The organism is Micromonospora sp. NPDC049799, assembly GCF_040656655.1.
Lineage (GTDB): Bacteria > Actinomycetota > Actinomycetes > Mycobacteriales > Micromonosporaceae > Micromonospora.
Genome location: NZ_JBFAMU010000007.1, coordinates 1 through 20,962, shown reverse-complemented (window position 1 = coordinate 20,962; position 20,962 = coordinate 1). Strand labels below are relative to the sequence as shown.

Below are 20,962 nucleotides of genomic sequence, written 5' to 3'. Positions count from 1 at the left end.
ACGTTCTGCACATCAGGCTGCCGGCACCCGCGCGAGGCGTCGGCATCGGATCGGCACCGGTGCGCGCGCCGGGGCCGAACACACACCATCGGGAGACGGCAGTGGACGAGGTCCGCAACCTGATCATCATCGGCTCCGGGCCGGCCGGTTACACGGCGGCGGTCTATGCCGCGCGCGCCAACCTCAAGCCGCTCGTCATCGAGGGCGTGCAGTCCGGTGGCGCCCTGATGACCACCACCGAGGTGGAGAACTTCCCCGGCTTCGCCGACGGCATCCTCGGCCCCGAGCTGATGGACAACATGCGCAAGCAGGCCGAGCGGTTCGGCGCGGAGTTCCTCACCGACGACGTGACCCGGGTCGAGCTGAAGGACACGGGCGAGACCGGCTCCGACGCGCTGAGCACCGTCTGGGTGGGCGAGACCGCGTACCGGTCGAAGGCCGTCATCCTCTCCACCGGCTCGGCCTGGCGGCCGCTGGGCGTTCCCGGCGAGCAGGAGTACCTCGGCCACGGCGTCTCGTCCTGCGCGACCTGTGACGGCTTCTTCTTCCGTAACCAGCACATCGTGGTCGTCGGCGGCGGCGACTCGGCGATGGAGGAGGCCAGCTTCCTCACCCGCTTCGCCGAGTCGGTGACCATCATCCACCGCCGCGACTCGTTCCGGGCCAGCAAGATCATGGCCGAGCGGGCGATGGGCAACGAGAAGATCAAGGTGGAGTGGAACACCGTGGTCGAGGAGGTCCTCGGCTCCGACGGCAAGGTCTCCGGCGTACGGGTCCGCAACGTGCACACCGGCGAGTCGAAGGTCCTCGACGTCACCGGCGTCTTCGTGGCCATCGGTCACGACCCGCGCAGCGAGCTCTTCCGTGGGCAGGTGGACCTCGACGACGAGGGGTACGTGAAGGTCGAGGCGCCCAGCACGCGGACCAGCATCCCCGGTGTCTTCGCCGCCGGTGACGTGGTCGACCACACCTACCGGCAGGCGATCACCGCCGCGGGCACCGGTTGCGCGGCCGCGCTGGACGCCGAGCGCTTCATCGCCACGCTGCAGGGCTGACCAACAGATACACATCCCCAAGGAGGGTCATAGTGGGAGCAACCAAGGCGGTCACCGACGCCAGCTTCGCCAGCGAGGTTCTCAAGTCCGACAAGCCGGTTCTGGTGGACTTCTGGGCTGAATGGTGTGGCCCGTGCCGGAAGGTCTCTCCGCTGCTGGAGGAGATCGCCGGCGAGATGGGTGACCAGGTCACCATCGTCAAGCTCAACATCGACGAGAACCCGGAGACCGCGCGCACCTACCGGGTGATGTCGGTGCCGACCCTCACCGTCTTCAAGAACGGCGAGCCGGTGCAGTCCATCGCCGGCGCCAAGCCGAAGGGCGAGCTGGTCAAGCTCATCGAATCCGCGCTCTGAGCTGCCCGGACGTCTCCACGTCGACCCCGTACCCGGTCCGCCGGGTGCGGGGTCGACGTCATTTTTCCGGCGCGCCCACCTCACGGCCACCGAGCGCATAACCTCAAGCCTGGGGCCGCCCGGCCAGCCAGGCATCCGTGCAGAGGGGGTCGTGCGTGCGTCCGATCCGACCCGGTGACCGTGGACCCGCGGTCACCGAGATCCGTACGGTGCTCTCCGCTCTCGACCTGCTCGGGCCGGCGACCGCGCCTGACGCCGACGACTTCGACGCGCACACCGAACGCGCCGTCCGGGCCTTCCAGCAGTCGCGGGGGCTCAGCGTCGACGGCCGGGTCGGCGCGGAGACCTGGCGCGCACTCGACGCCGCCCGCTGGCGACTCGGCGCCCGCACGCTCTACCACGCGGTGCCCGAGCCGCTCACCGGCGAGGACGTCCGAACGCTGCAGGAGCGCCTCCTGGAGATGGGGTACGACGTGGGCCGCGCGGACGCCATCTACGGCGTACGGACCTCCCGCGCGGTCGCCCAGTTCCAGCGGGAGGTCGGGCTGACCCCGGACGGCACCTGCGGGCCGCACACGATGAACGCGCTGCGCCGCCTCGGCCGCAAGGTCGTCGGCGGCCGGCCGCAGTGGCTGCGCGAGTCCGACGCCATCCGCCAGTCCGGTCCGACGCTCGTCGGCCGGACCGTCGTCGTCGACCCCGGCCACGGGGGGACCGACCCGGGTGTGGTGGTGCCCGCCGGCCCGCTCCGGTGGACCGAGGCGGACCTGGTGCACGACCTGGCCAGCCGGCTGGAGGGGCGGCTCGCCGCCTCCGGGGTGCGGGTGCAGCTCACCCGGGGACCGGCGCAGCGGGCCTGCCTGCCGGACGTGGAGCGGGCCCACCTCGCCAACTCGCTCGGCGCCGACGTCTTCATCTCCCTGCACTGCGACGGGCACGCCAACCCGGCGGCCGAGGGCGTCGCCACGTACCACTACGGCACCGACAACGGGGTCACCTCGGCGACCGGTGAACGGCTTGCGGGGCTGGTGCAGCGGGAGATCGTGGCGCGTACCGGGCTGCGCGACTGCCGTACGCACGCCAAGGCGTGGGACCTGCTGCGACTGACCCGCATGCCGGCGGTACGCGTCGAGATCGGGTACCTCACCTCGCCCGACGACCGAGCCCGCCTGGTCGACCCCCGGTTCCGGGACACCCTGGCCGAGGCCGTCGTCGCCGCCGTCCAACGGATGTACTTCCCGATCGAGCGGGACGTGCCGACCGGCTCGATCGACGTCAGCGAACTACGGGCCGTGGTCGCCGCCGGCACGGTGGTCGACTGACCGCGCCCCTCACCCCGTTGTCGAGCGGGTCGCGGGCGCCGGGCGGACCGGGCGGAGGAGCGTTTCCGGGCTCATCGAGCCGAGCAGCTTCTCCAGCGCGTACTCGACGTCGGACTTCCAGCTCAGCGCGGTCCTCAGCTCCAGCCGCAGCCGGGGGAAACGCGGGTGCGGCCGGACCGTCTTGAAGCCCACGGAGAGGAAGAAGTCGGCGGGAGCTACGCAGGTGCCGGTCGGGTCGGCCGCGTCACCGAACTTGGCGTCACCGAACGCCTCGATCGCCTTGATGCCGCGCTTGGTGAGGTCCCGGGCGACACCCTGCACCAGCATGCGGCCCAACCCTCCGCCGGCGAAGGCGGGGACCACGTTGGCTGTCATCAGCAGTGCCGCGTCCGGGGAGACCGGGGAGGTGGGGAAGGCCATCGAGCGGGGCACGTAGGCCGGCGGGGCGTACATGACGAAACCGGCCGGCATCCCGTCGACGTAGACGAGCTTGCCGCAGGACCCCCACTCCAGCAGCGTCTGCGAGACCCAGGCCTCCTTCTCCAGGCCCGGGTCACCGGCCTGACAGGCGCGGTCCGCCGAGACCGGGTCGAGCTCCCAGTAGACGCACTGCCGGCACGGACGGGGCAGGTCCTCCAGGGTGTCGAGGGTCAAGCTGACCAGACGTCGCGACATTGGCGCATCCCCACATTAGGCTCGGGGTGAGACCGGCATGGAACGACACCGCCGCGATCCCTGCCCCCGACGAGCGATCGTACGCCGCGATCGGACGCGACGGGAGGGGACGCGCGAAACCCCACCCGTCGGCGGGACCCGGTCCGGCATGTGGACGGCCGGCGCCGGCACCGCGACCAGCCGGTCCGGGGCGACTAGTATCGACAGTCGGCGCCCCGAGCCGCCCATGGTCGCCGGTGTCCCGGGTACCCCGGGGCGGGAACCACCCGAGCAGCCATCGAGGTGATGTCATGACCGGCACGACGCTCGACGACTACACCGACCGGTACGCCCGTCGTGTGCGGGGCATGACCGCCTCGGAGATCCGCGCCCTCTTCGCGGTCGCCAGCCGGCCGGAGGTGGTCTCCCTCGCCGGTGGCGCCCCCTACATCGCGGCCCTGCCGCTGGACGCGGTCGGTGAGATGCTCGGCCGGCTCGGCTCCGAGCACGGTGCCACCACCCTCCAGTACGGCATCGGCCAAGGCACCCCGGAGCTGCGCGAACGGATCTGCGAGGTGATGGCGCTCTCCGGCATCGACGCCGCGTGCGGCGCCTCCCCGGAGGACGTGGTGGTGACCGTCGGCGGTCAGCAGGCCCTCGACCTGGTGGCCCGGCTCTTCCTCGACCCGGGTGACGTGGTGCTCGCCGAGGGGCCGACCTACGTCGGCGCGCTCGGGGTGTTCCAGGCCGCCCAGGCCCAGGTGGTGCACGTCGCTATGGACGACGACGGGCTGGTCCCCGAGGCGCTGGAGGCGGCGATCGCCGAGCAGGCGCGGGCCGGCCGCCGGGTGAAGTTCCTCTACACCATCCCGACCTACCAGAATCCGACCGGCGTGACGCTGACCGAGGAGCGGCGGGAGCGGGTGCTCGACATCTGCGAGCGCGCCGGCCTGCTGGTGGTCGAGGACGACCCGTACGGTCAGCTGGGTTTCGAGGGTGACGCGCCGGCGCCGCTGCGCGCGCGGCGCCGCGACGGGGTCTTCTACCTCAGCACGTTCTCCAAGACTTTCGCGCCAGGCCTGCGGGTGGGCTGGATCCTCGCCCCGCACGCGGTCCGCGACAAGCTGGTGATCGCCAGCGAGGCGCAGATCCTCTGCCCGAGCGGCTACGCGCAGGCCGCCGTCTCCACCTACCTGGCCACGATGCCGTGGCGGCAGCAGCTCAAGGTGTACCGCGAGGTCTACCGGGAGCGGCGCGACGCGTTGCTCGACGCGATGGCCGACCTGATGCCGGACGGCACCACGTGGACCACCCCCGCTGGTGGTCTCTTCGTCTGGGCGACCCTGCCCGACGGGCTCGACTCGAAGGCGATGATGCCCCGGGCGATCAACGCCCGCGTCGCGTACGTGCCGGGCACCGGCTTCTACGCCGACGGCTCCGGCACCGGCAACATGCGGCTCAACTTCTCGTTCCCGTCGCCGGAGCGGATCCGCGAGGGCGTACGCCGGCTGGCCGGGGTGATGGAGCAGGACATCGCCATGCGGCGGGTGTTCGGGGCGGTGGGCCGTCCCGGTGTGCGGCGCGGCCGGGCCGGCTCGGACGCCCCCGGTCCCGACTTGGCATGATTCCGGCATGGGTCCCACCGCTGCCGACCGTTCCGTCGTGACCGATCCCACCGTCACCACCGACCTGCGCGTCGTCGTCCTCGCCGGTGGCCTCTCCTACGAGCGGGACGTCTCGCTGAGGTCGGGCCGTCGGGTGCTCGACGCCCTGCGGGCCGTCGGCGTCGAGGCCGAACTGCGCGACGCCGATGTGACTCTGCTGCCGGCGCTCGCCGCCGACCCGCCTGACGCCGTCGTGATCGCCCTGCACGGTGCCACCGGCGAGGACGGATCGCTGCGCGGGGTCCTCGACCTCTGCGACGTTCCGTACGTCGGCTGCGACGCCCGCGCGTCCCGTCTCGCGTGGGACAAGCCCTCCGCCAAGGCGGTGCTGCGGGAGGCCGGCATCCCGACCCCGGACTGGGTCGCCCTGCCGCACGACCGCTTCTCCGAGCTGGGCGCCGTCGCGGTTCTCGACCGCATCGCCGACCGGCTGGGCCTCCCGCTCATGGTGAAGCCCACGCAGGGCGGGTCGGGGCTGGGCGCCGCCGTGGTCCGGGACGCGGCGGCGCTACCGGCCGCGATGGTGGGTTGTTTCGCGTACGACTCGACGGCGCTCGTCGAGCGGTACGTGCCGGGCATGGACGTGGCGGTCTCCGTGGTCGACCTGGGCGACGGCCCGCGCGCGCTCCCGGCGGTGGAGATCGTGCCGCGCAACGGGGTGTACGACTACGCCGCCCGCTACACCGCCGGCCGGACCACCTGGCACACGCCGGCGCGACTGGACCCGGCGGTGGCCGACACGGTCGCCGAGGTCGCCCTCGCCGCACACACGGCTCTGGGGCTGCGGGACCTCAGCCGGGTCGATCTCATCGTCGACCCGGCCGGTCAGCCGCACGTCCTGGAGGTGAACGTGTCGCCAGGGATGACCGAGACCTCGCTGCTGCCGCTGGCGGTGCAGGCGGCCGGCCTGGACTTCGGCCGCGTCATCGGCTCCCTGGTGACCCGGGCGGCTGCCCGCCGCCGCTGAGAGCGGCGACCTCCCGGTCCTTTCCTCTTCCTCAGTCCGCCGTGCGATCGACCTCTGCGGCAGCCGTGACGACGTCGTCGGTGGTCGGCAGGGGTGTCTTGTCGTCCGGCGACGCCAGGGGCTCCTCGTCCGGCGGCGGCAGGGGTGTCTCCTCGTCGGACTCGATCACGGACACGGGCTCCTCCTCGTCGGCCGCCGCGGCCGGGGACGCTGCCGCCGCCGCGAGGCTCGACGGGGCCTGCCACTGGATGCGCGGCGGTTCGGCGAGCGGTCGACCGCCGAACTCGGCCAGCCAGGCGGCCACCATCGCCAGGTTCTCCCGCCACCTGGCCTCGGAGATCGGCGGCAGGATGGAGTCCCACAGGGACAGGAACGTCCCCCGCAGTTGGAGCTGACCGTACGGCCGGGCCAGGAACCACATGTGCAGGTGCGCCGACCCGTCACCCCAACGGTTCACGTGTACCCGGCCGACCCCGTCGAGGGACCGGATGGCCCGTTCGAGCCGTACCGTCATGACCCCGAGTTCGGCGGCCAGCAGATTGGGCAGGTCGCCCAGGTCGAGATGTGAGCGGGATTCGAGGATCAGCACCATGGGCAGGCCGGTCGGCCGGTCCATCGCGCGGACCCGCCACCGCTCGCCCACCCAGATGTACGCGTCGTCGGGAGCGTTGCAAGCGGTGCATTCCCGGTGGCCCTCACCCTTGCGGGGCGGCTCGACCGGGACCGGATCGTTGAGCTTCTTGACCCGAAGGTCACCTTCGAACGGAAAGGACGGCCACTGGGTGAAGTCCGGGACTGAGGGAGGGGTGTCGTGCACGACGCTGACCCTAGTCGTTCGCGAGGCGACTGTCCCTACCCGATTCATCGGCCGCCGCCGCTTCCGGGATCATCCGACAGCCCTTCTCAACAGCGATATCCACAGGCTGCTGAGACACCCGCCACACCGCGTAATCCACAGGTCAGCGGCCTGTTTCACGCGTTGTTTCACGTGAAACGGGTGCTACCTGTGGACAACGGGTGTGGATAACTTTTGAAGTCGCCGGAGGGGTCGCCCCCACACCGTCGACTTGGTTGGGGCCAAGAGCTTCCCGATCTCTGTTTCACGTGAAACCCGACCTCGGAAGTCCGCCGCGTCCTCTGCTGCCCTCCGGGCGCGCCCGCCCCTGGGCGATCCTCGCGCTCCGGCCTCCCGTGCCTGACCGCTCCGGCATATCGCTCGGGCCCAGCGTCGATGTCCTCCGACCGGCGCCGCCTCGGCCCGGCACGCTCCCACACCGCCGAGAGTCGCAGCGCCCGCCACGCCACCGACCCGAGGAGCCACCGCCTCCAGAGACAGCCGCAACCTGCGGCACGACGGTAGGCGCTGAGAAGGCTCGCATCGGCTTTCCTCGTGGAGTCGATCTCGACCTCCCTGACGGCGCAGACACGCCTACACCACGGCGGGAACTCAAGGCATCGGGCTCCGACAGAGGAAAGGAATCCTTTCCCTGCTTCCCCGTTTCACGTGAAACGGGGACCGACGGTCCACGGAGAACATGTCCGGTTGACGCCAACACCGCACCCGCCGCCAGCACGCGGTCGGCGACCGGCCGCGACGCCGCCGTCGTAGGCACTCCGACGGCGGCCTGTCGAGCTGATGTCGCCGATGCATCGCGCTAACGCCGCGGTGGCGCCGGCCGGCGGGTGGGAACGGCTCGCCGTCGCCGGTGACCCCCACCCTCCGTCGCCGGGGAGCGGCACCCCCGGCCGCCGGGGAGCCGGGGAGCCGGGGATCGGTCAGGAGCGGTCGGCGAAACCATCAGATCCCTAACCCGTCTGTGGTGCCCGTGGCGGCACGAACCAGGCGGGGGCGGGGCAACTCCGCCCTCCCACGTTCCGATCGCGGCCTGAGGCTTCCTGGCGGGCGTGCGGGCGAAGGCCCGATCGACGTCGTCACCGGAAGCTAGAGCGAGGCCGGTGCGAGGGCCGGACCACGCCGTGGACCCCCGTCGGCGGCCGTGGCAGCAGCCACCGACCCGGACCAGGGCACCAGACCCCGCCCTGTGAGGCCGCAAACGAACCGGCCGCGTGCTCCCGGAAGGGATCACGCGGCCGGCGTAGGCGTCCGAGGGCGTCACTCCTCCGCGGACTCCTCCTGCTCGACTCCGATGATGCCGACGATCCGCTCCAGGTCGTCGACCGTGGCGAACTCAATCGTGATCTTCCCCTTGCTCCGGCCGATGTCCACCTTGACCCGGGTGTCGAACCGGTCGGAGAGCCGGTCGGCGAGGTCGGTGAGCGCGGGAGCATGCGGCTTCGGTCGCCGCCGAGCCGCCTCCTTCTTCGACGAGCCGTCGCTCAGCGACAGGGCCACGATCTCCTCGGTCGCCCGTACCGAGAGTCCTTCCGCGACGATGCGGAGGGCCAACTGCTCCTGGGCGTCCGACTCGTCGAGGCTCAGGAGGGCCCGGGCGTGGCCGGCGGAGAGCACGCCCGCAGCGACCCGCCGCTGCACCTGCGGGGGCAGGTTGAGCAACCGGATGGTGTTGGAGATCTGCGGCCGGCTCCGGCCGATCCGTCGGGCCAGTTCCTCATGGGTGGCGCCGAACTCGTCCAGCAGTTGCTGGTACGCGGCGGCCTCCTCCAGCGGGTTCAGGTTGGCCCGGTGGATGTTCTCCAGGAGCGCGTCCCGCAGCATGGCGTCGTCGCGGGTGTCCCGGACGATCGCCGGGATGTTCTCCCGCCCGACCGCCTGGGCGGCCCGCCAGCGCCGCTCGCCCATGACGAGTTCGAACTTCTCGTCGTCGAGCTGGCGGACGACGATCGGCTGGAGGAAGCCGACCTCCTGAATGGAGGTCTTGAGCTCCTCCAGGGCGTCCTCGTCGAAGACCTGCCGGGGCTGCTTCGGATTCGGCACGATCGAGTCGACCGGGATCTCGGCGAACCGCGCACCGGGAACCGGGCTCAGGCCGCTGCCGACGGCGACCGCGGTCGCGGACACGTCCGGAGCGGGCGTCGCCGGGGTCGGCGAGGCCGACGTGTCGAAAGCAGGCCCGTCGGCGGTGTCGACCACGCCGGTGCCGGCGGTCGGTGGCGGTCCGGTCGGGATGAGAGCCCCCAGGCCCCGCCCCAGACCGCCCCGTGGACGGTTCTTCATGCCACGCCTCCCCGCGCCTCGTCCCCACTACGCATTCCGGCCCACCGGCTCCTTGACGCCCCGCTCGGCGATCTCCTGCGCGGCCTCGAAGTAACTCGTGGCACCCCGCGAACCGGGATCGTAGGTCATCACCGACTGGCCGTAGCTGGGTGCCTCGGACACCCGGACGTTGCGGGGTATGACCGCCTGGAGGACCTTGTCGCCGAAGTGGTTCCGGACGTCCTGCTCGACGGCGTCCGCCAGGCGGGTCCGCCGGTCGTACATGGTGAGCAGGATCGTGGACACCTCGAGTCGCGGGTTGAGGTGCTGCCGGACCAGGTTGATGTTGCTGATGAGCTGGTTCAGGCCCTCCAGCGCGTAGTACTCGCACTGGATGGGGATCAGCACCTCCTGCGCGGCCACGAGAGCGTTGACCGTCAGCAGGCCGAGCGAGGGCGGGCAGTCGATGAAGACGTAGTCGAAGTGCCCCGGGTAGCCGGTGATCGCGCGGGAGAGCCGGGACTCGCGGGCGACCACCGAGACCAGCTCGATCTCCGCGCCGGCGAGGTCGATGGTGGCCGGCACGCACCAGAGGTTCGGGATGCCTTCTACCGCCTGGGCCACCTCCTCCAGCGGCTCACTGTTGATGAGGCAGTCGTAGACGTCCGGCACGCCGGTGTGGTGCGGGACGTTCAGCCCCGTGGAGGCGTTGCCCTGAGGGTCCAGGTCGACCACCAGTACACGGTTGCCGTGCAGAGCCAACGCCACTGCCAGGTTCACCGTCGTGGTGGTCTTGCCCACTCCGCCCTTCTGGTTCGCGACGCACATCACCCGCGTCCGCTCGGGCCGAGGCATCGTCACCTCGCCACTCGGATTCAGGATCTGCACGGCGCGCATCGCCTCCATAGCCAACGGTGGATCATCCTCTTCGCGCGTCGGGGTTTCACGTGAAACGTACGCGTCCTCGGTTGCGACACGCCCGTAGGAACCGGGTGGGGTCGTGGTTGTGTCGGTCACGGGCACCGGGCCGGGCGCCGCGTCCGGTACGCCGGCGGGCGTCGGCTGGTGCGGTACGGCCACTTCTGAACGAGCAGGGACCACCCCGCCGTCGTCGGGCGCGTTCCGGACGGCGGGCGCCGGTGTCGAGCCGGAGACGGCCCGCGCCACGCCGGTTGCCGGCGGCTCCCGGCGAACCACCGGATCGCAGTCCGCCGGCCGGGTCGACACGTCGCCCGGCACCTCGCGCGGCCAACTCGGGTGGTCGGTTTCACGTGAAACAGGATCGCTCGCTGATCCGGTCACGCGTGGATCGTCGTACCTGCCGTCGTCATGCACCTGTCATCCCTGCCCGCTTCGGATGGTCGGTCCGCACCCCGTCAACCGGACGCATGTGCGCTCGCGCCTGACGAGCGTACGGCCCGGCGGGAGCGGGCGGGATCCGATGAACGTCCGTCGCCGCCCGCTCCACACTATCGACGCGCGGCCAGCCTACGGCGCACGGGCGTGGCCGGTCCACGTCGGGCTCTCATCCTTCGTTCCACCCCCGTACCGATTCAACGACTCAGGGGTGGGGCAGGACAGGGCAAACGAGGTGCAGACGTCAGCGGCGCCGGGACCGCCCGCCACGCGAGCGCTTCGGCGCCTTGGGCCGCACCGGCCCGACCATGCGTTCCCGCACGATCTCGACGACGGTCGTGGGTGGGTCGATGATGCCCTCGCCGCAGCGGTGGATCTCCGGCGTACCGCCGCCGAGCCGCGTCACCGTGCCAGCGTGCTCCGCGATCTCCTCGGCCACCGAAGCGCCCTTGAGCGCGATCAACCGTCCACCGCGGACGGCCAGCGGCAGGCACCAGGTCGAGAGCCGATCCAAGGGTGCGACCGCACGGGCGGTGACGACGTCCCCGGTCAGCGGGGCGGCACCGCTCGCACCGGTGGCCGCCTCGTCCGCACGGCCCCGGAACACCCGGACCATCTTTGCCAGGCCCAGCCGCTCCACCGTCTCGATGAGGAAGGAGGTACGACGGGCCAGCGGTTCGATGAGAGTCACCGTCAGATCGGGACGGGCGATCGCGAGCACCAGGCCGGGCAGGCCCGCGCCCGACCCGACGTCGAGCACGGTCGCGCCCTGCGGAATCCGTTCCGCCACGGCCGCACAGTTGAGCAGGTGCCGGTCCCAGATCCGGGGAGCCTCCCGCGGACCGATCAGGCCACGCACCACTCCGTCGGTGGCGAGCAGTTCCGCGTACGCGGCGGCCAGGTCCAGCCGGTCGCCGAAGAGCGTGCGCGCGGCCTCGGCCAGGTCGGGCGGGAGGACGGCGTCCTCCGGGGACGGTGTGCGGGCCGGCGCGGCCGTTTCCTCGTCGGAGGAGGCACGGACAGGCGACGGCCCGGACGGCGTGCCGCCCGGGCCGGCCACGGCACCGGCCGTGGTGTCGTCGTGGGTCACCCGGTCAGTCCGCCGGCCGGACGATGATGCGCCGGTTCGGCTCGACGCCCTCGGACTCGCTCTCCACGCCGCTCATCGCGTTCACCACGTCGTGCACGCACTTGCGCTCGAACGCGGACATCGGCTCCAGGCGGACGGGCTCGCCGTGCTCCTTGACCTTCTCGACGGCGTTGCGCGCGACGGCGGCCAACTCCTTGCGGCGGGTGGCCCGGTAGCCGCCGACGTCGAGCAGCAGCCGGCTCGGGGAGCCGGTCTGCCGGAAGACGGCGAGACGCGCCAGCTCCTGAAGGGCCTCCAGGGTCGCACCGCGCTGACCGACCAGGTTCTGCAGCCGCGCGCCGACCACCTCGACGACCGGACGACCACCGGAGACCAGCTCGTCGATGTCGCCGTCGTAGTCGAGGATGTCGAGCAGCCCCTCGACGTAGTCGGCCGCGATCTCGCTCTGCCGGAACAGCTCGCTCTCGCCGGCGGCCTTCTTCTCCGTGCCGGTGGTGCCGGTCTCCTCGGTCTCGTCGGCGTCGGCGTCGTCGTCGCCGGTCGCCACGGTCGCCCCGATCGCCTCGGTCTCCTCGGCGTCCAGGGAGTCGTCGGCGCGGGGGGTGCTGGTGTCGGTCACGGTGTCATCTCCGTAGTCGCTCGGCCGGACCGTCGGGTCCGCTGGTCTCCCGTGGCCGGCGGGAGGTCACCGGTGCCCACGGGCACGTCTGTACGGGCAGTTTCGCCCGTGTCCGCGTCGCGCGCGGTGGTTCCGCCCCGGCGCCGGCCGTACGGCGGCAGCGCGGTGCGGAACGGGCCGCCGCCGGTCACCCGACGACGGCCCGGAGGGTCAGCCCTGCCGCTTGGCGGGTCGACCCTTCTTCGGGTTGACCGGCTTGGCGCCCGGCTTCGGCCCGGCGACCTTCGGCGCGACCGGCTTGGCCGGCACCTGGGCGGCCTGCTTGTTGCGGCTGAGCAGACCGCCGGTCTTGGCGGGCTGGACCGGGGTGCGGGCCGAGGTGCCGGACTTGGCGGTAACGCTCGGCGGCGGTGGGAACTTGCGCAGCACCCACTGCTGCTGGGCGAGCGTGAAGAGGTTGTTCGTGACCCAGTAGATGATCACACCGATCGGGAAGATCGCGCCGGAGATCAGCAGCGACAGGGGGATGCCGTAGAGCATCAGGCGCTGGATCATCCGCTGCTGCGGGTCCTCGGCCCAGCCGGTCTTGAGGATCATCTGGCGGCTGGTCAGGTAGGTGGTGCCCATCATGACCAGCACCAGGATGCCGGCCATGACCTTCACCGTGGTGCCGTCGGCGTCGAGTCGCGCCAGTTCCTCGGCGGTGGAGCCGAACTTGCCGGCGATCGGCGCGGTGAAGATCTTCGCCTGCGAGGCGCTGTTGAACTGGTCGACCGTCCAGCCGTAGAGGGTCTTGTTCTCCTTCGCCGGGTCGAGCCGGCGGAGCACGTGGAAGAGGCCCAGGAAGACCGGGATCTGGAGGAACATCGGAAGGCAGCCCATGAGCGGGTTGGCCTTTTCCTTCCGGTAGAGCTCCATCATCTCCTTCTGGAGCGTCTCCCGGTCACCCTTGTGCTTCTCCTGCAGGGCCTTCACCTGCGGCTGGAGCGCCTGCATCGCCCGCTGCGACTTGATCTGCTTGACGAAGACCGGGAACAGGATCACCCGGACGGTGACCACCAGGAAGATGATGGCGAGGATCCACGCCCAGTTCGTCCCGAGCACCGCGCCGTCCGGCACCCCGATGCGGTCCCAGGCCCCATGCCAGGCCAGCAGGATCCACGAAATCGCGTAGTAGATCCAGTCGAGACTAAACACTCAGGCTCCAGTCACATCGGCACGGCGGCGACCGCCCGGCTCCGGCACCGGGTCGAATCCACCTGGGTGGAAGGGGTGGCAGCGCAACAACCGCCGGACCGTCAGGCCGGCTCCCCGGAACGCGCCGTGGCGGGCCACCGCCTCGAGGGCGTACGCACTGCACGACGGGTAGAACCGACAGCGGGCCGGCAGAGCCGGACTTATCCACCGACGGTACGCGATGATGGGGCCGGTCAGCACCCGGGCACCGGTTGTCACCGGGGGCGGAACCTCGTGCGGCGCGCTCACCGCGACCGCCGTCCCCGGGGCGTCCGAGCAGCGGCGAGCGCCGCGTCGAGGTCACCCTCGAGCCGGGCGTACGGCGCGTCCGCCGCGGCGGGCAGGGCACGGACGACGAGGGTGCTGCCGGCGGGCAGCTCGGTGAGCCGCTCCCGGACCAGATGCCGCAGTCGACGGCGGACCCGGTTGCGGACCACCGCGTTCCCGACGGCCTTGGACACGACGAAGCCGGCGCGGCTGGACGCGGAGGCTTGCTCCACGTCACTCCGCGCCGGCTCCGACAGGTCTGGCTGGCCGGGTACCGCAGGCAGGGTCAGATGGACGACGACCGCGCCACGGCCGACGCGTCGGCCACCACGGACCGCTGCGGCGAAGTCAGTGCTGCGCCGCAGGCGTTGCGCGGCCGCCAGCACGACTGCCCACGTCCCCGGATCTGCCCGGTCGGCCTCAGGCCGCCAGGCGGGTGCGACCCTTGGCGCGACGGGTCGAGAGGATGGCGCGGCCGGCACGGGTGCGCATGCGCAGCCGGAAGCCGTGGGTCTTCGCGCGCCGGCGGTTGTTCGGCTGGTAGGTGCGCTTGCTCACGTCAGGCTCTCCGTTTTCGTACGCCCCGGGCGAGGGGCTCGCCGGGGTCGTGTGGTGGTCCAGGCCACCTCGGCGGTGGCCCCCGATCGGTGCTGCCCGGCGACGCGAGACCTCGGTGAGGCGGGGACGCGACCGCGGACAGCAAGCATCCATCACCCTAGCAGAGGGCGAGAGAGCAGCCGCTCCAGCCTACGCAGGGGTGCAACGACCGTCAAACACTCCCACCAGGTCGAACATCGGACCGGCGGCACGACCGAAGCGGCCGTTTTCGCTGATGCCGACAAGGGCGCCTGCGCGTCGGCGGTTGATGGTGCGGTGACAACGCTGCTACCGTGCCCGATTGCGGTCGGCGTCGACGGGTGCGGTCTTCGCCGACGGGGCAAGACCGGACAGGGCAGTGGATCGTTCGGCACGGTGAACCCGCTTCAGCGCCCGTTCAGGCAGGGGGCAGGTCCGACCCGCGTCAGGCGGGCAGCCACAATCGGTGCGTACACAGGCTGTGGATAACTTGTGGACGAGGACCGGTCAGCCGTCCGGGTGGGGTGATGTTCCACCCGCTCCAACGCGGCGGGCCCGGGACGGCCGACCGGGAAGACGGGCGGCGTCCGGGAGCAGAGGCGAGGGGGTGGCACGACGGTGGCCGGTACGACCGACCTTGCCGAGGTGTGGACGGCGACGACCGACGAGCTCGCCGACGAGATCATCTCCGCGCAACAGCGGGCGTACCTCCGGTTGACCCGGCTGCGCGCCATCGTCGAGGACACCGCTCTGCTCTCCGTCCCGGACGCGTTCACGCGCGACGTCATCGAGTCGCGACTGCGTCCGGCGATCACCGAGGCGTTGACCCGCCGGCTGGGCCGGCCGATACAGGTGGCGGTCACCGTGCGCGTGGCGGAGGACGGCTCCGGCCGCCCGGCCGGCACCGTCTACCGCAGTGCCCCCGAGCCGGCGCCCGAGAGCGGACCGGTCGACTACGCCGGCGGGCCGGTCGACTACGCCGCGGGTCCAGGAGCGAAGTCCTTCGACGAGCGGCCGGACACCGGCGACGGCCGGCAACAGCTTCCTCTGATCCCGGAGCAGGCTCAGCCCGAGCGTCGGGCCGACCACGCGCCGGAGATCCCGCACGCACGTGACGACGGGCACCGGCCGGACCCGGGCGGCCGGGGCGGTCAGGAGCCGCTGTTCAGCACCGCCTTCGCCGAACCCCCGCGACCGGACCGGCCCGCCGGTCGGCGTGGCCCGGATCGGCGGGACCTCGAGGAGCCGGCCGCCCGCCTGGACCCGCCGCTCGGCGAGAGCCGGGGCTTCGACGCCCGCTACCGCGAGGATTCGGTGTCCCCCCGGGACCAGCACGTGATCCGGGCCCTGCCCCGCGACGGTGCTACGGACAGCGGCCCGGGCCGGGGTGGCGCGGATCACCGGCCGGGCGGTCGGGACGACCGCCGGGCGGGCGCCGACGGTGGCGGCAACCGGCTCAACCCGAAGTACATGTTCGAGACGTTCGTCATCGGCTCGTCGAACCGGTTCGCGCACGCGGCGAGCGTGGCGGTCGCCGAGTCGCCGGCGAAGGCGTACAACCCGCTCTTCATCTACGGCAGCTCCGGTCTGGGCAAGACCCACCTGCTGCACGCCATCGGTCACTACGCGACGACGTTGGGCAACGCCCGCTCGGTGCGGTACGTGTCGACCGAGGAGTTCACGAACGACTTCATCAACTCGCTGCGGGACGACAAGATCAGCGCGTTCCAGCGCCGCTACCGGGACGTCGACATCCTCCTGATCGACGACATCCAGTTCCTGGAGAACCGGGAGCGGACCCAGGAGGAGTTCTTCCACACCTTCAACACCCTGCACAACGCCAACAAGCAGATCGTGATCACCTCCGACCGGTCGCCGAAGCAGCTGGCGACGCTGGAGGACCGGCTGCGGACCCGGTTCGAGTGGGGCCTGCTGGCCGACATCCAGCCGCCGGACCTGGAGACCCGGATCGCGATCCTGCAGAAGAAGGCGGCGCAGGAGCGGCTGTACGCCCCGCCGGACGTGCTGGAGTTCATCGCCTCGCGGGTGTCGAACTCGATCCGGGAACTGGAGGGCGCCCTCATCCGGGTGACCGCGTTCGCCAGTCTCACCCGGTCCACCGTCGAGCTGTCGCTGGCGGAGGAGGTGCTGCGGGACTTCATCCCGGACGGCGCCGGCCCGGAGATCACCGCTGACCAGATCATGGTCTCCACCTCCGAGTACTTCGGCGTGAGCCTGGAGGACCTGCGCGGCCACTCCCGGTCCCGGGTGCTCGTCAACGCCCGCCAGGTGGCCATGTACCTGTGCCGCGAGCTGACCGACCTGTCGCTGCCCCGGATCGGCCAGGCCTTCGGCGGCCGGGACCACACCACCGTCATGCACGCCGACCGGAAGATCCGCCAGCAGATGGCCGAGCGCCGGTCGCTCTACAACCAGATCGCGGAACTCACCAACCGGATCAAGCAGACCACCTGAGCGGACCACCGTGACGAACGACGCCCGGCCGGACGACCGGCCGGGCGTTCGGCGTCTGCGGACCCGTCGGGGGTACCCGGAACGGCCGCCCAACGGTTCTCCACAGCCCTGCGGCTTGACCCTCGACATGGTGTAGGCCACAGGATCGAGGCCGTGTCCGTCCACCGTCCGAGTCGTTGTCCACAACTCGTTGTCCACAACCGGTGGACAACTACGGTCCGCCCCCCCGACAGTTACCCACAGGTTGTGGAGAAACCCTGGGGACGAAGCTGTGGACGCCTGGGGACAACCACGCCGTTGTCCACCGACGACGGTCTGCCTGTGGGCAAGCTGTTGAAGGTTCTGGGGATGACGGTCATTGAGCCGCTTCCACGTGTCCACAGACCTGGGGAGAAAGTCGGTGGATTACCGGTGGACAACCGGTGGACAACGGTGGACAGCCTGGGGACGACGGCGGGCTGTGGACCGGGGCACGAGTTGTACCCCCGGTTCTCCACAGGGAAACCACCGGTGGATAACCTGTCTGACCTGCGCAGACGTCGGTTCTCCACAGTTTGCACAGGTGCGATGAAGACGATGGGTTATCTCTTCTAAGAAGAACAAAAACCAATCACCACCGTTGGACTTCCTGTGGATCGGGCCGGACACCGCCGTCGGCGGTCGCCCCGGCACCTGGATCCACGGGGTCGGGCGCACAGCCGATGCCCACGCGCCCTAAGGTGCGATGGGTACCCGCCGGTCAGGCGGGACGGTAGGCAGCGGTCGGCATGAGAGAGTTGTCGCTGACGTCGACGCGGAGGCATTGATGAAGTTCCGAGTAGAGCGTGACGCGCTCGCCGAGGCCGTGGCCTGGACCGCGAAGAGCCTGCCCAACCGGCCATCCGTACCGGTGCTCGCCGGCGTGATGCTGCGCGTCACCGACGGCAACCTCCAGGTCTCCGGCTTCGACTACGAGGTTTCCAGCCAGGTCAGCGTCGAGGTGCAGGGTGACGCCGACGGCGCCGCCCTCGTCTCCGGCCGGCTGCTGGCCGAGATCACCAAGGCGCTGCCGGCCAAGCCGGTCGACATCGCCGCGGTCGGCGCCCACCTCGAACTGGTCTGCGGCAGCGCGCGCTTCACCCTGCCGACCATGCCGGTGGAGGACTACCCGTCCCTGCCCGACATGCCGGAGAGCGCCGGCACCATCGACGCCGCCGCCTTCGCCGCCGCCGTCGCCCAGGTCGCGATCGCCGCCGGGCGGGACGAGACGCTGCCGATGATGACCGGTGTCCGCATCGAACTCTCCGGCAGCACGATGGCCATGCTCGCCACCGACCGCTACCGGCTCGCCCTGCGCGAGATGGAGTGGAACCCGGACGACCCGGAGATCAGCCTCAACGCCCTCGTGCCGGCCCGGACCCTGAACGACACCGCCAAGGCGCTCGGCCCGATCGGCGGCCACGTCACCATGGCGCTGTCCCAGGGCGGTGCCGGCGAGGGCATGATCGGCTTCGCCGGTGGCACCCGCCGCACCACCAGCCGGCTGCTCGACGGCGCCAACTACCCGCCGGTGCGCTCACTCTTCCCCGCCACCCACAACGCCGAGGCGCGGGTGCCGGTCAGCACGCTGATCGAGGTCGTCAAGCGGGTCGCCCTGGTGGCCGAGCGGGCCACCCCGGTGCTGCTCAGCTTCAGCGCCGACGGCCTGGTGGTCGAGGCCGGTGGCACCGAGGAGGCGCGCGCCAGCGAGGCCATGGAGGCCACCTTCACCGGTGACCCACTGACGATCGGCTTCAACCCGCAGTACCTGATCGACGGCCTCGCGAACCTGGGGGCCCAGTTCGCCGTGCTCCAGTTCGTCGATGCCTTCAAGCCGGCGGTGATTTCACCCGCTGGCGAGGATGGCGAGGTCCTCCCCGGGTACCGGTACCTCATCATGCCGATCCGCGTCTCCCGCTGATCGCGCCCGAGTAGACCCGAACGCACGGAGGTAGGGACAGATGCAGCTCGGCCTGGTAGGGCTCGGCCGGATGGGCGGCAACATGCGCGAGCGGTTGCGCGCCGCCGGGCACGAAGTCGTCGGCTTCGACCACAACGCTCAGGTCAGCGACGTGGCCAGCCTGGCGGAGCTGGCGGAGAAGCTGGAGTCGCCGCGGGCCGTCTGGGTCATGGTCCCCGCCGGCGTCACCGACGCCACCATCGACGAGCTGGCCGGCGTGCTCGGCGCCGGCGACATCATCATCGACGGCGGCAACTCGCGCTTCAGCGACGACGCCCCCCGCGCCGAGCGCCTCAACGAGCAGGGCATCGGTTACCTCGACGTCGGCGTGTCCGGCGGCGTCTGGGGCCGGCAGAACGGTTACGCGCTCATGGTCGGCGGCGCGCAGGAGCACGTCGAGCGGCTGATGCCGATCTTCGAGGCGCTGAAGCCGGCCGGTGAGTTCGGCTTCGTCCACGCCGGCCCGGTGGGTGCCGGCCACTACGCCAAGATGGTGCACAACGGCATCGAGTACGGCCTGATGCACGCCTACGCCGAGGGTTACGAGCTGCTCGCCAAGTCCGAGCTGGTCACCAACGTCCCGGGCGTCTTCAAGTCGTGGCGCGAGGGCACCGTGGTCCGCTCCTGGCTGCTCGACCTGCTCGACCTGGCCCTCGACGAGGACCCGGAGCTGGCCGAGCTGAGCGGCTACACCGAGGACACCGGCGAAGGCCGGTGGACCGTCGACGAGGCCGTTCGGCTCGCCGTGCCGCTCAACGTCATCACCGCCTCCCTCTTCGCCCGGTTCGCCTCCCGCCAGGACGACTCGCCGGCGATGAAGGCCGTGGCCGCGCTGCGCCAGCAGTTCGGCGGGCACGCTGTCCACAAGCGCTGACCGGTATCCACAGCCTGTGTACGTCCGCCGGCTCGAACTGGTCGACTTCCGCTCGTACGAGCGGGTCGCCGTGGACCTGGAGCCGGGGGCGAACGTCCTGACCGGCCCCAACGGTGTCGGCAAGACGAACCTCGTCGAGGCGCTGGGCTACGTGGCGACCCTGGACTCGCACCGGGTCGCCACCGACGCCCCGCTGGTGCGGATGGGCGCCACCTCCGCGGTGATCCGCTGCGCGGTGGTGCACGAGGGCCGGGAACTCCTGGTGGAGCTGGAGATCGTCCCCGGCAAGGCCAACCGGGCCCGGCTGGGGCGGTCTCCCGCCCGCCGGGCCCGCGACGTGCTCGGTGCCCTGCGGCTGGTGCTGTTCGCACCCGAGGACCTGGAGCTCGTCCGCGGCGACCCCGCCGAGCGTCGCCGCTACCTCGACGACCTCCTGGTCAGCCGCCAGCCCCGGTACGCCGGGGTGCGCGCCGACTACGAGCGGGTGGTCAAGCAGCGCAACGCCCTACTGCGCACCGCGTACCTGGCCCGCAAGACCGGCGGCTCGCGCGGCGGTGACCTGTCCACCCTGGCGGTGTGGGACACCCACCTCGCCCGGCACGGCGCCGAGCTGCTCGCCGGCCGGCTGGAGCTGGTCGCCGCGCTCGGCCCGCACGTGACGAAGGCCTACGACGCGGTGGCCGCCGGCAGGGGCGCGGCGGGGATCACCTACCGGCCCTCGGTGGAGCTGACCGAGCCGACCACCGACCGGGCCGCGCTGGCCGAGGCGCTCACCGCCGCGCTGGCCGAGGCCCGCTCGTCCGAGGTCGAGCGGGGCACCACCCTGGTCGGTCCGCACCGCGACGACCTCACCCTCACGCTCGGCCCGCTGCCCGCCAAGGGGTACGCGAGCCACGGCGAGTCCTGGTCGTACGCGCTGGCCCTGCGGCTGGCCGGGTACGACCTGCTGCGCGCCGACGGCATCGAGCCGGTGCTGGTGCTCGACGACGTGTTCGCCGAGCTGGACGCCGGCCGCCGGGAACGTCTCGCCGACCTGGTCGGCGGAGCCAGTCAACTGCTCGTCACCTGCGCGGTCGACGAGGACGTGCCGACCCGCCTGCGGGGTGCCCGGTACGCGGTCGGTGAGGGGACGGTGCGCCGTGTCGGATGAGTCGGAGCGCCCCGGCGGCGCGGGGGACCCGGACTCCTCGCCCGGTCGGGGCCGCGTGGCCGGGGGCGCGGGGCGCGGTGCGCGTACCTCCTCGGGAGCCGGCGGGACGACGGGCCGTGCGTCACGGACGGCCGGTACCGGCGCGGACGCCGCACCCGGCGGGGACGGGGGCGACGGGCCGGCGGAGGGCGGGTCCGGGCCACAGCTG

General features: G+C 71.5%; 19 protein-coding genes. 9 read left to right on the top strand and 10 right to left on the bottom strand.

The window, feature by feature from the left end; all coding sequences use genetic code 11:
- The first annotated feature begins 101 nt into the window (after positions 1 to 101).
- The 3 genes from trxB to AB0I76_RS01730 all read left to right on the top strand — a co-directional run bounded on the left by trxB (position 102) and on the right by AB0I76_RS01730 (position 2,733).
- A complete protein-coding gene (gene trxB, locus AB0I76_RS01740; RefSeq protein ID WP_357028387.1) occupies positions 102 to 1,055 on the top strand; it encodes a thioredoxin-disulfide reductase in 954 nt (317 codons plus the stop codon).
- Between the two features lie 32 nt (positions 1,056 to 1,087).
- Positions 1,088 to 1,411, top strand: coding sequence for a thioredoxin (gene trxA / locus AB0I76_RS01735; RefSeq protein ID WP_357028384.1), 324 nt, complete (start codon positions 1,088 to 1,090; stop codon positions 1,409 to 1,411).
- A gap of 155 nt (positions 1,412 to 1,566) precedes the next feature.
- Positions 1,567 to 2,733, top strand: a complete 1,167-nt coding sequence (locus AB0I76_RS01730; RefSeq protein WP_357028381.1) for an N-acetylmuramoyl-L-alanine amidase — start codon at positions 1,567 to 1,569, stop codon at positions 2,731 to 2,733.
- A gap of 9 nt (positions 2,734 to 2,742) precedes the next feature.
- Here the strand turns inward: AB0I76_RS01730 and AB0I76_RS01725 are convergent, their stop codons facing one another.
- Positions 2,743 to 3,408: a GNAT family N-acetyltransferase gene (locus AB0I76_RS01725; RefSeq protein WP_357028377.1), complete on the bottom strand. Its 666-nt coding sequence runs from the start codon at positions 3,406 to 3,408 to the stop codon at positions 2,743 to 2,745.
- 290 nt (positions 3,409 to 3,698) lie between these two features.
- Between AB0I76_RS01725 and AB0I76_RS01720 the strand changes: the two genes are divergently transcribed.
- Entirely contained in the window at positions 3,699 to 5,012 is a 1,314-nt protein-coding gene (locus AB0I76_RS01720) for a PLP-dependent aminotransferase family protein (RefSeq protein ID WP_357028374.1), read from the top strand.
- 7 nt (positions 5,013 to 5,019) lie between these two features.
- Positions 5,020 to 6,018, top strand: coding sequence for a D-alanine--D-alanine ligase (locus tag AB0I76_RS01715; protein WP_357028371.1), 999 nt, complete (start codon positions 5,020 to 5,022; stop codon positions 6,016 to 6,018).
- 31 nt (positions 6,019 to 6,049) lie between these two features.
- Here AB0I76_RS01715 and AB0I76_RS01710 read toward each other — a convergent pair whose 3' ends face one another.
- From AB0I76_RS01710 to rpmH, 9 genes are all read right to left on the bottom strand, one after another.
- Positions 6,050 to 6,835 carry a hypothetical protein gene (locus AB0I76_RS01710; protein WP_357028368.1) on the bottom strand — a complete coding sequence of 262 codons (786 nt, stop codon included), beginning with the start codon at positions 6,833 to 6,835 and terminating at the stop codon, positions 6,050 to 6,052.
- A 1,296-nt stretch (positions 6,836 to 8,131) separates the two neighbouring features.
- Entirely contained in the window at positions 8,132 to 9,154 is a 1,023-nt protein-coding gene (locus AB0I76_RS01705; RefSeq protein ID WP_357028365.1) for a ParB/RepB/Spo0J family partition protein, read from the bottom strand.
- Between the two features lie 27 nt (positions 9,155 to 9,181).
- Positions 9,182 to 10,468, bottom strand: a complete 1,287-nt coding sequence (locus AB0I76_RS01700; protein WP_357028362.1) for an AAA family ATPase — start codon at positions 10,466 to 10,468, stop codon at positions 9,182 to 9,184.
- Positions 10,469 to 10,733: 265 nt separating this feature from the next.
- A complete protein-coding gene (gene rsmG, locus AB0I76_RS01695) occupies positions 10,734 to 11,432 on the bottom strand; it encodes a 16S rRNA (guanine(527)-N(7))-methyltransferase RsmG (protein ID WP_357028440.1) in 699 nt (232 codons plus the stop codon).
- A gap of 151 nt (positions 11,433 to 11,583) precedes the next feature.
- Positions 11,584 to 12,198 (bottom strand): R3H domain-containing nucleic acid-binding protein, encoded by a 615-nt coding sequence (locus AB0I76_RS01690; RefSeq protein ID WP_357028359.1) that lies wholly within the window; start codon positions 12,196 to 12,198, stop codon positions 11,584 to 11,586.
- 210 nt (positions 12,199 to 12,408) lie between these two features.
- On the bottom strand, positions 12,409 to 13,395 hold the full coding sequence (gene yidC, locus AB0I76_RS01685) for a membrane protein insertase YidC (RefSeq protein ID WP_357028356.1): 987 nt from the start codon (positions 13,393 to 13,395) through the stop codon (positions 12,409 to 12,411).
- A complete protein-coding gene (yidD, locus tag AB0I76_RS01680; RefSeq protein WP_207228049.1) occupies positions 13,396 to 13,635 on the bottom strand; it encodes a membrane protein insertion efficiency factor YidD in 240 nt (79 codons plus the stop codon).
- 44 nt (positions 13,636 to 13,679) lie between these two features.
- Complete coding sequence (rnpA, locus tag AB0I76_RS01675; RefSeq protein WP_357028353.1) at positions 13,680 to 14,087, bottom strand: ribonuclease P protein component; 408 nt, start codon at positions 14,085 to 14,087, stop codon at positions 13,680 to 13,682.
- A gap of 34 nt (positions 14,088 to 14,121) precedes the next feature.
- On the bottom strand, positions 14,122 to 14,259 hold the full coding sequence (rpmH, locus tag AB0I76_RS01670; RefSeq protein WP_091061882.1) for a 50S ribosomal protein L34: 138 nt from the start codon (positions 14,257 to 14,259) through the stop codon (positions 14,122 to 14,124).
- Between the two features lie 636 nt (positions 14,260 to 14,895).
- On the opposite strand from rpmH, the gene dnaA reads away from it, so the two are divergent.
- The 4 genes from dnaA to recF all read left to right on the top strand — a co-directional run bounded on the left by dnaA (position 14,896) and on the right by recF (position 20,754).
- Positions 14,896 to 16,752, top strand: coding sequence for a chromosomal replication initiator protein DnaA (dnaA, locus tag AB0I76_RS01665; protein ID WP_357028350.1), 1,857 nt, complete (start codon positions 14,896 to 14,898; stop codon positions 16,750 to 16,752).
- An 805-nt stretch (positions 16,753 to 17,557) separates the two neighbouring features.
- Positions 17,558 to 18,691, top strand: coding sequence for a DNA polymerase III subunit beta (gene dnaN / locus AB0I76_RS01660; protein WP_357028347.1), 1,134 nt, complete (start codon positions 17,558 to 17,560; stop codon positions 18,689 to 18,691).
- A gap of 40 nt (positions 18,692 to 18,731) precedes the next feature.
- Positions 18,732 to 19,604 (top strand): phosphogluconate dehydrogenase (NAD(+)-dependent, decarboxylating), encoded by an 873-nt coding sequence (gene gnd, locus AB0I76_RS01655; RefSeq protein ID WP_357028344.1) that lies wholly within the window; start codon positions 18,732 to 18,734, stop codon positions 19,602 to 19,604.
- 16 nt (positions 19,605 to 19,620) lie between these two features.
- Positions 19,621 to 20,754, top strand: coding sequence for a DNA replication/repair protein RecF (recF, locus tag AB0I76_RS01650; RefSeq protein WP_357028341.1), 1,134 nt, complete (start codon positions 19,621 to 19,623; stop codon positions 20,752 to 20,754).
- The last annotated feature ends 208 nt before the right edge of the window (positions 20,755 to 20,962 follow it).

Bases quoted from the DNA above. Each gene is read 5' to 3' on its own strand.
- AB0I76_RS01720 (WP_357028374.1), top strand. From the start codon at position 3,699: ATGACCGGCACGACGCTCGACGACTACACCGACCGGTACGCCCGTCGT.
- AB0I76_RS01725 (WP_357028377.1), bottom strand. From the start codon at position 3,408: ATGTCGCGACGTCTGGTCAGCTTGACCCTCGACACCCTGGAGGACCTG.
- AB0I76_RS01715 (WP_357028371.1), top strand. From the start codon at position 5,020: ATGGGTCCCACCGCTGCCGACCGTTCCGTCGTGACCGATCCCACCGTC.
- AB0I76_RS01705 (WP_357028365.1), bottom strand. From the start codon at position 9,154: ATGAAGAACCGTCCACGGGGCGGTCTGGGGCGGGGCCTGGGGGCTCTC.
- gnd (WP_357028344.1), top strand. From the start codon at position 18,732: ATGCAGCTCGGCCTGGTAGGGCTCGGCCGGATGGGCGGCAACATGCGC.
- dnaN (WP_357028347.1), top strand. From the start codon at position 17,558: ATGAAGTTCCGAGTAGAGCGTGACGCGCTCGCCGAGGCCGTGGCCTGG.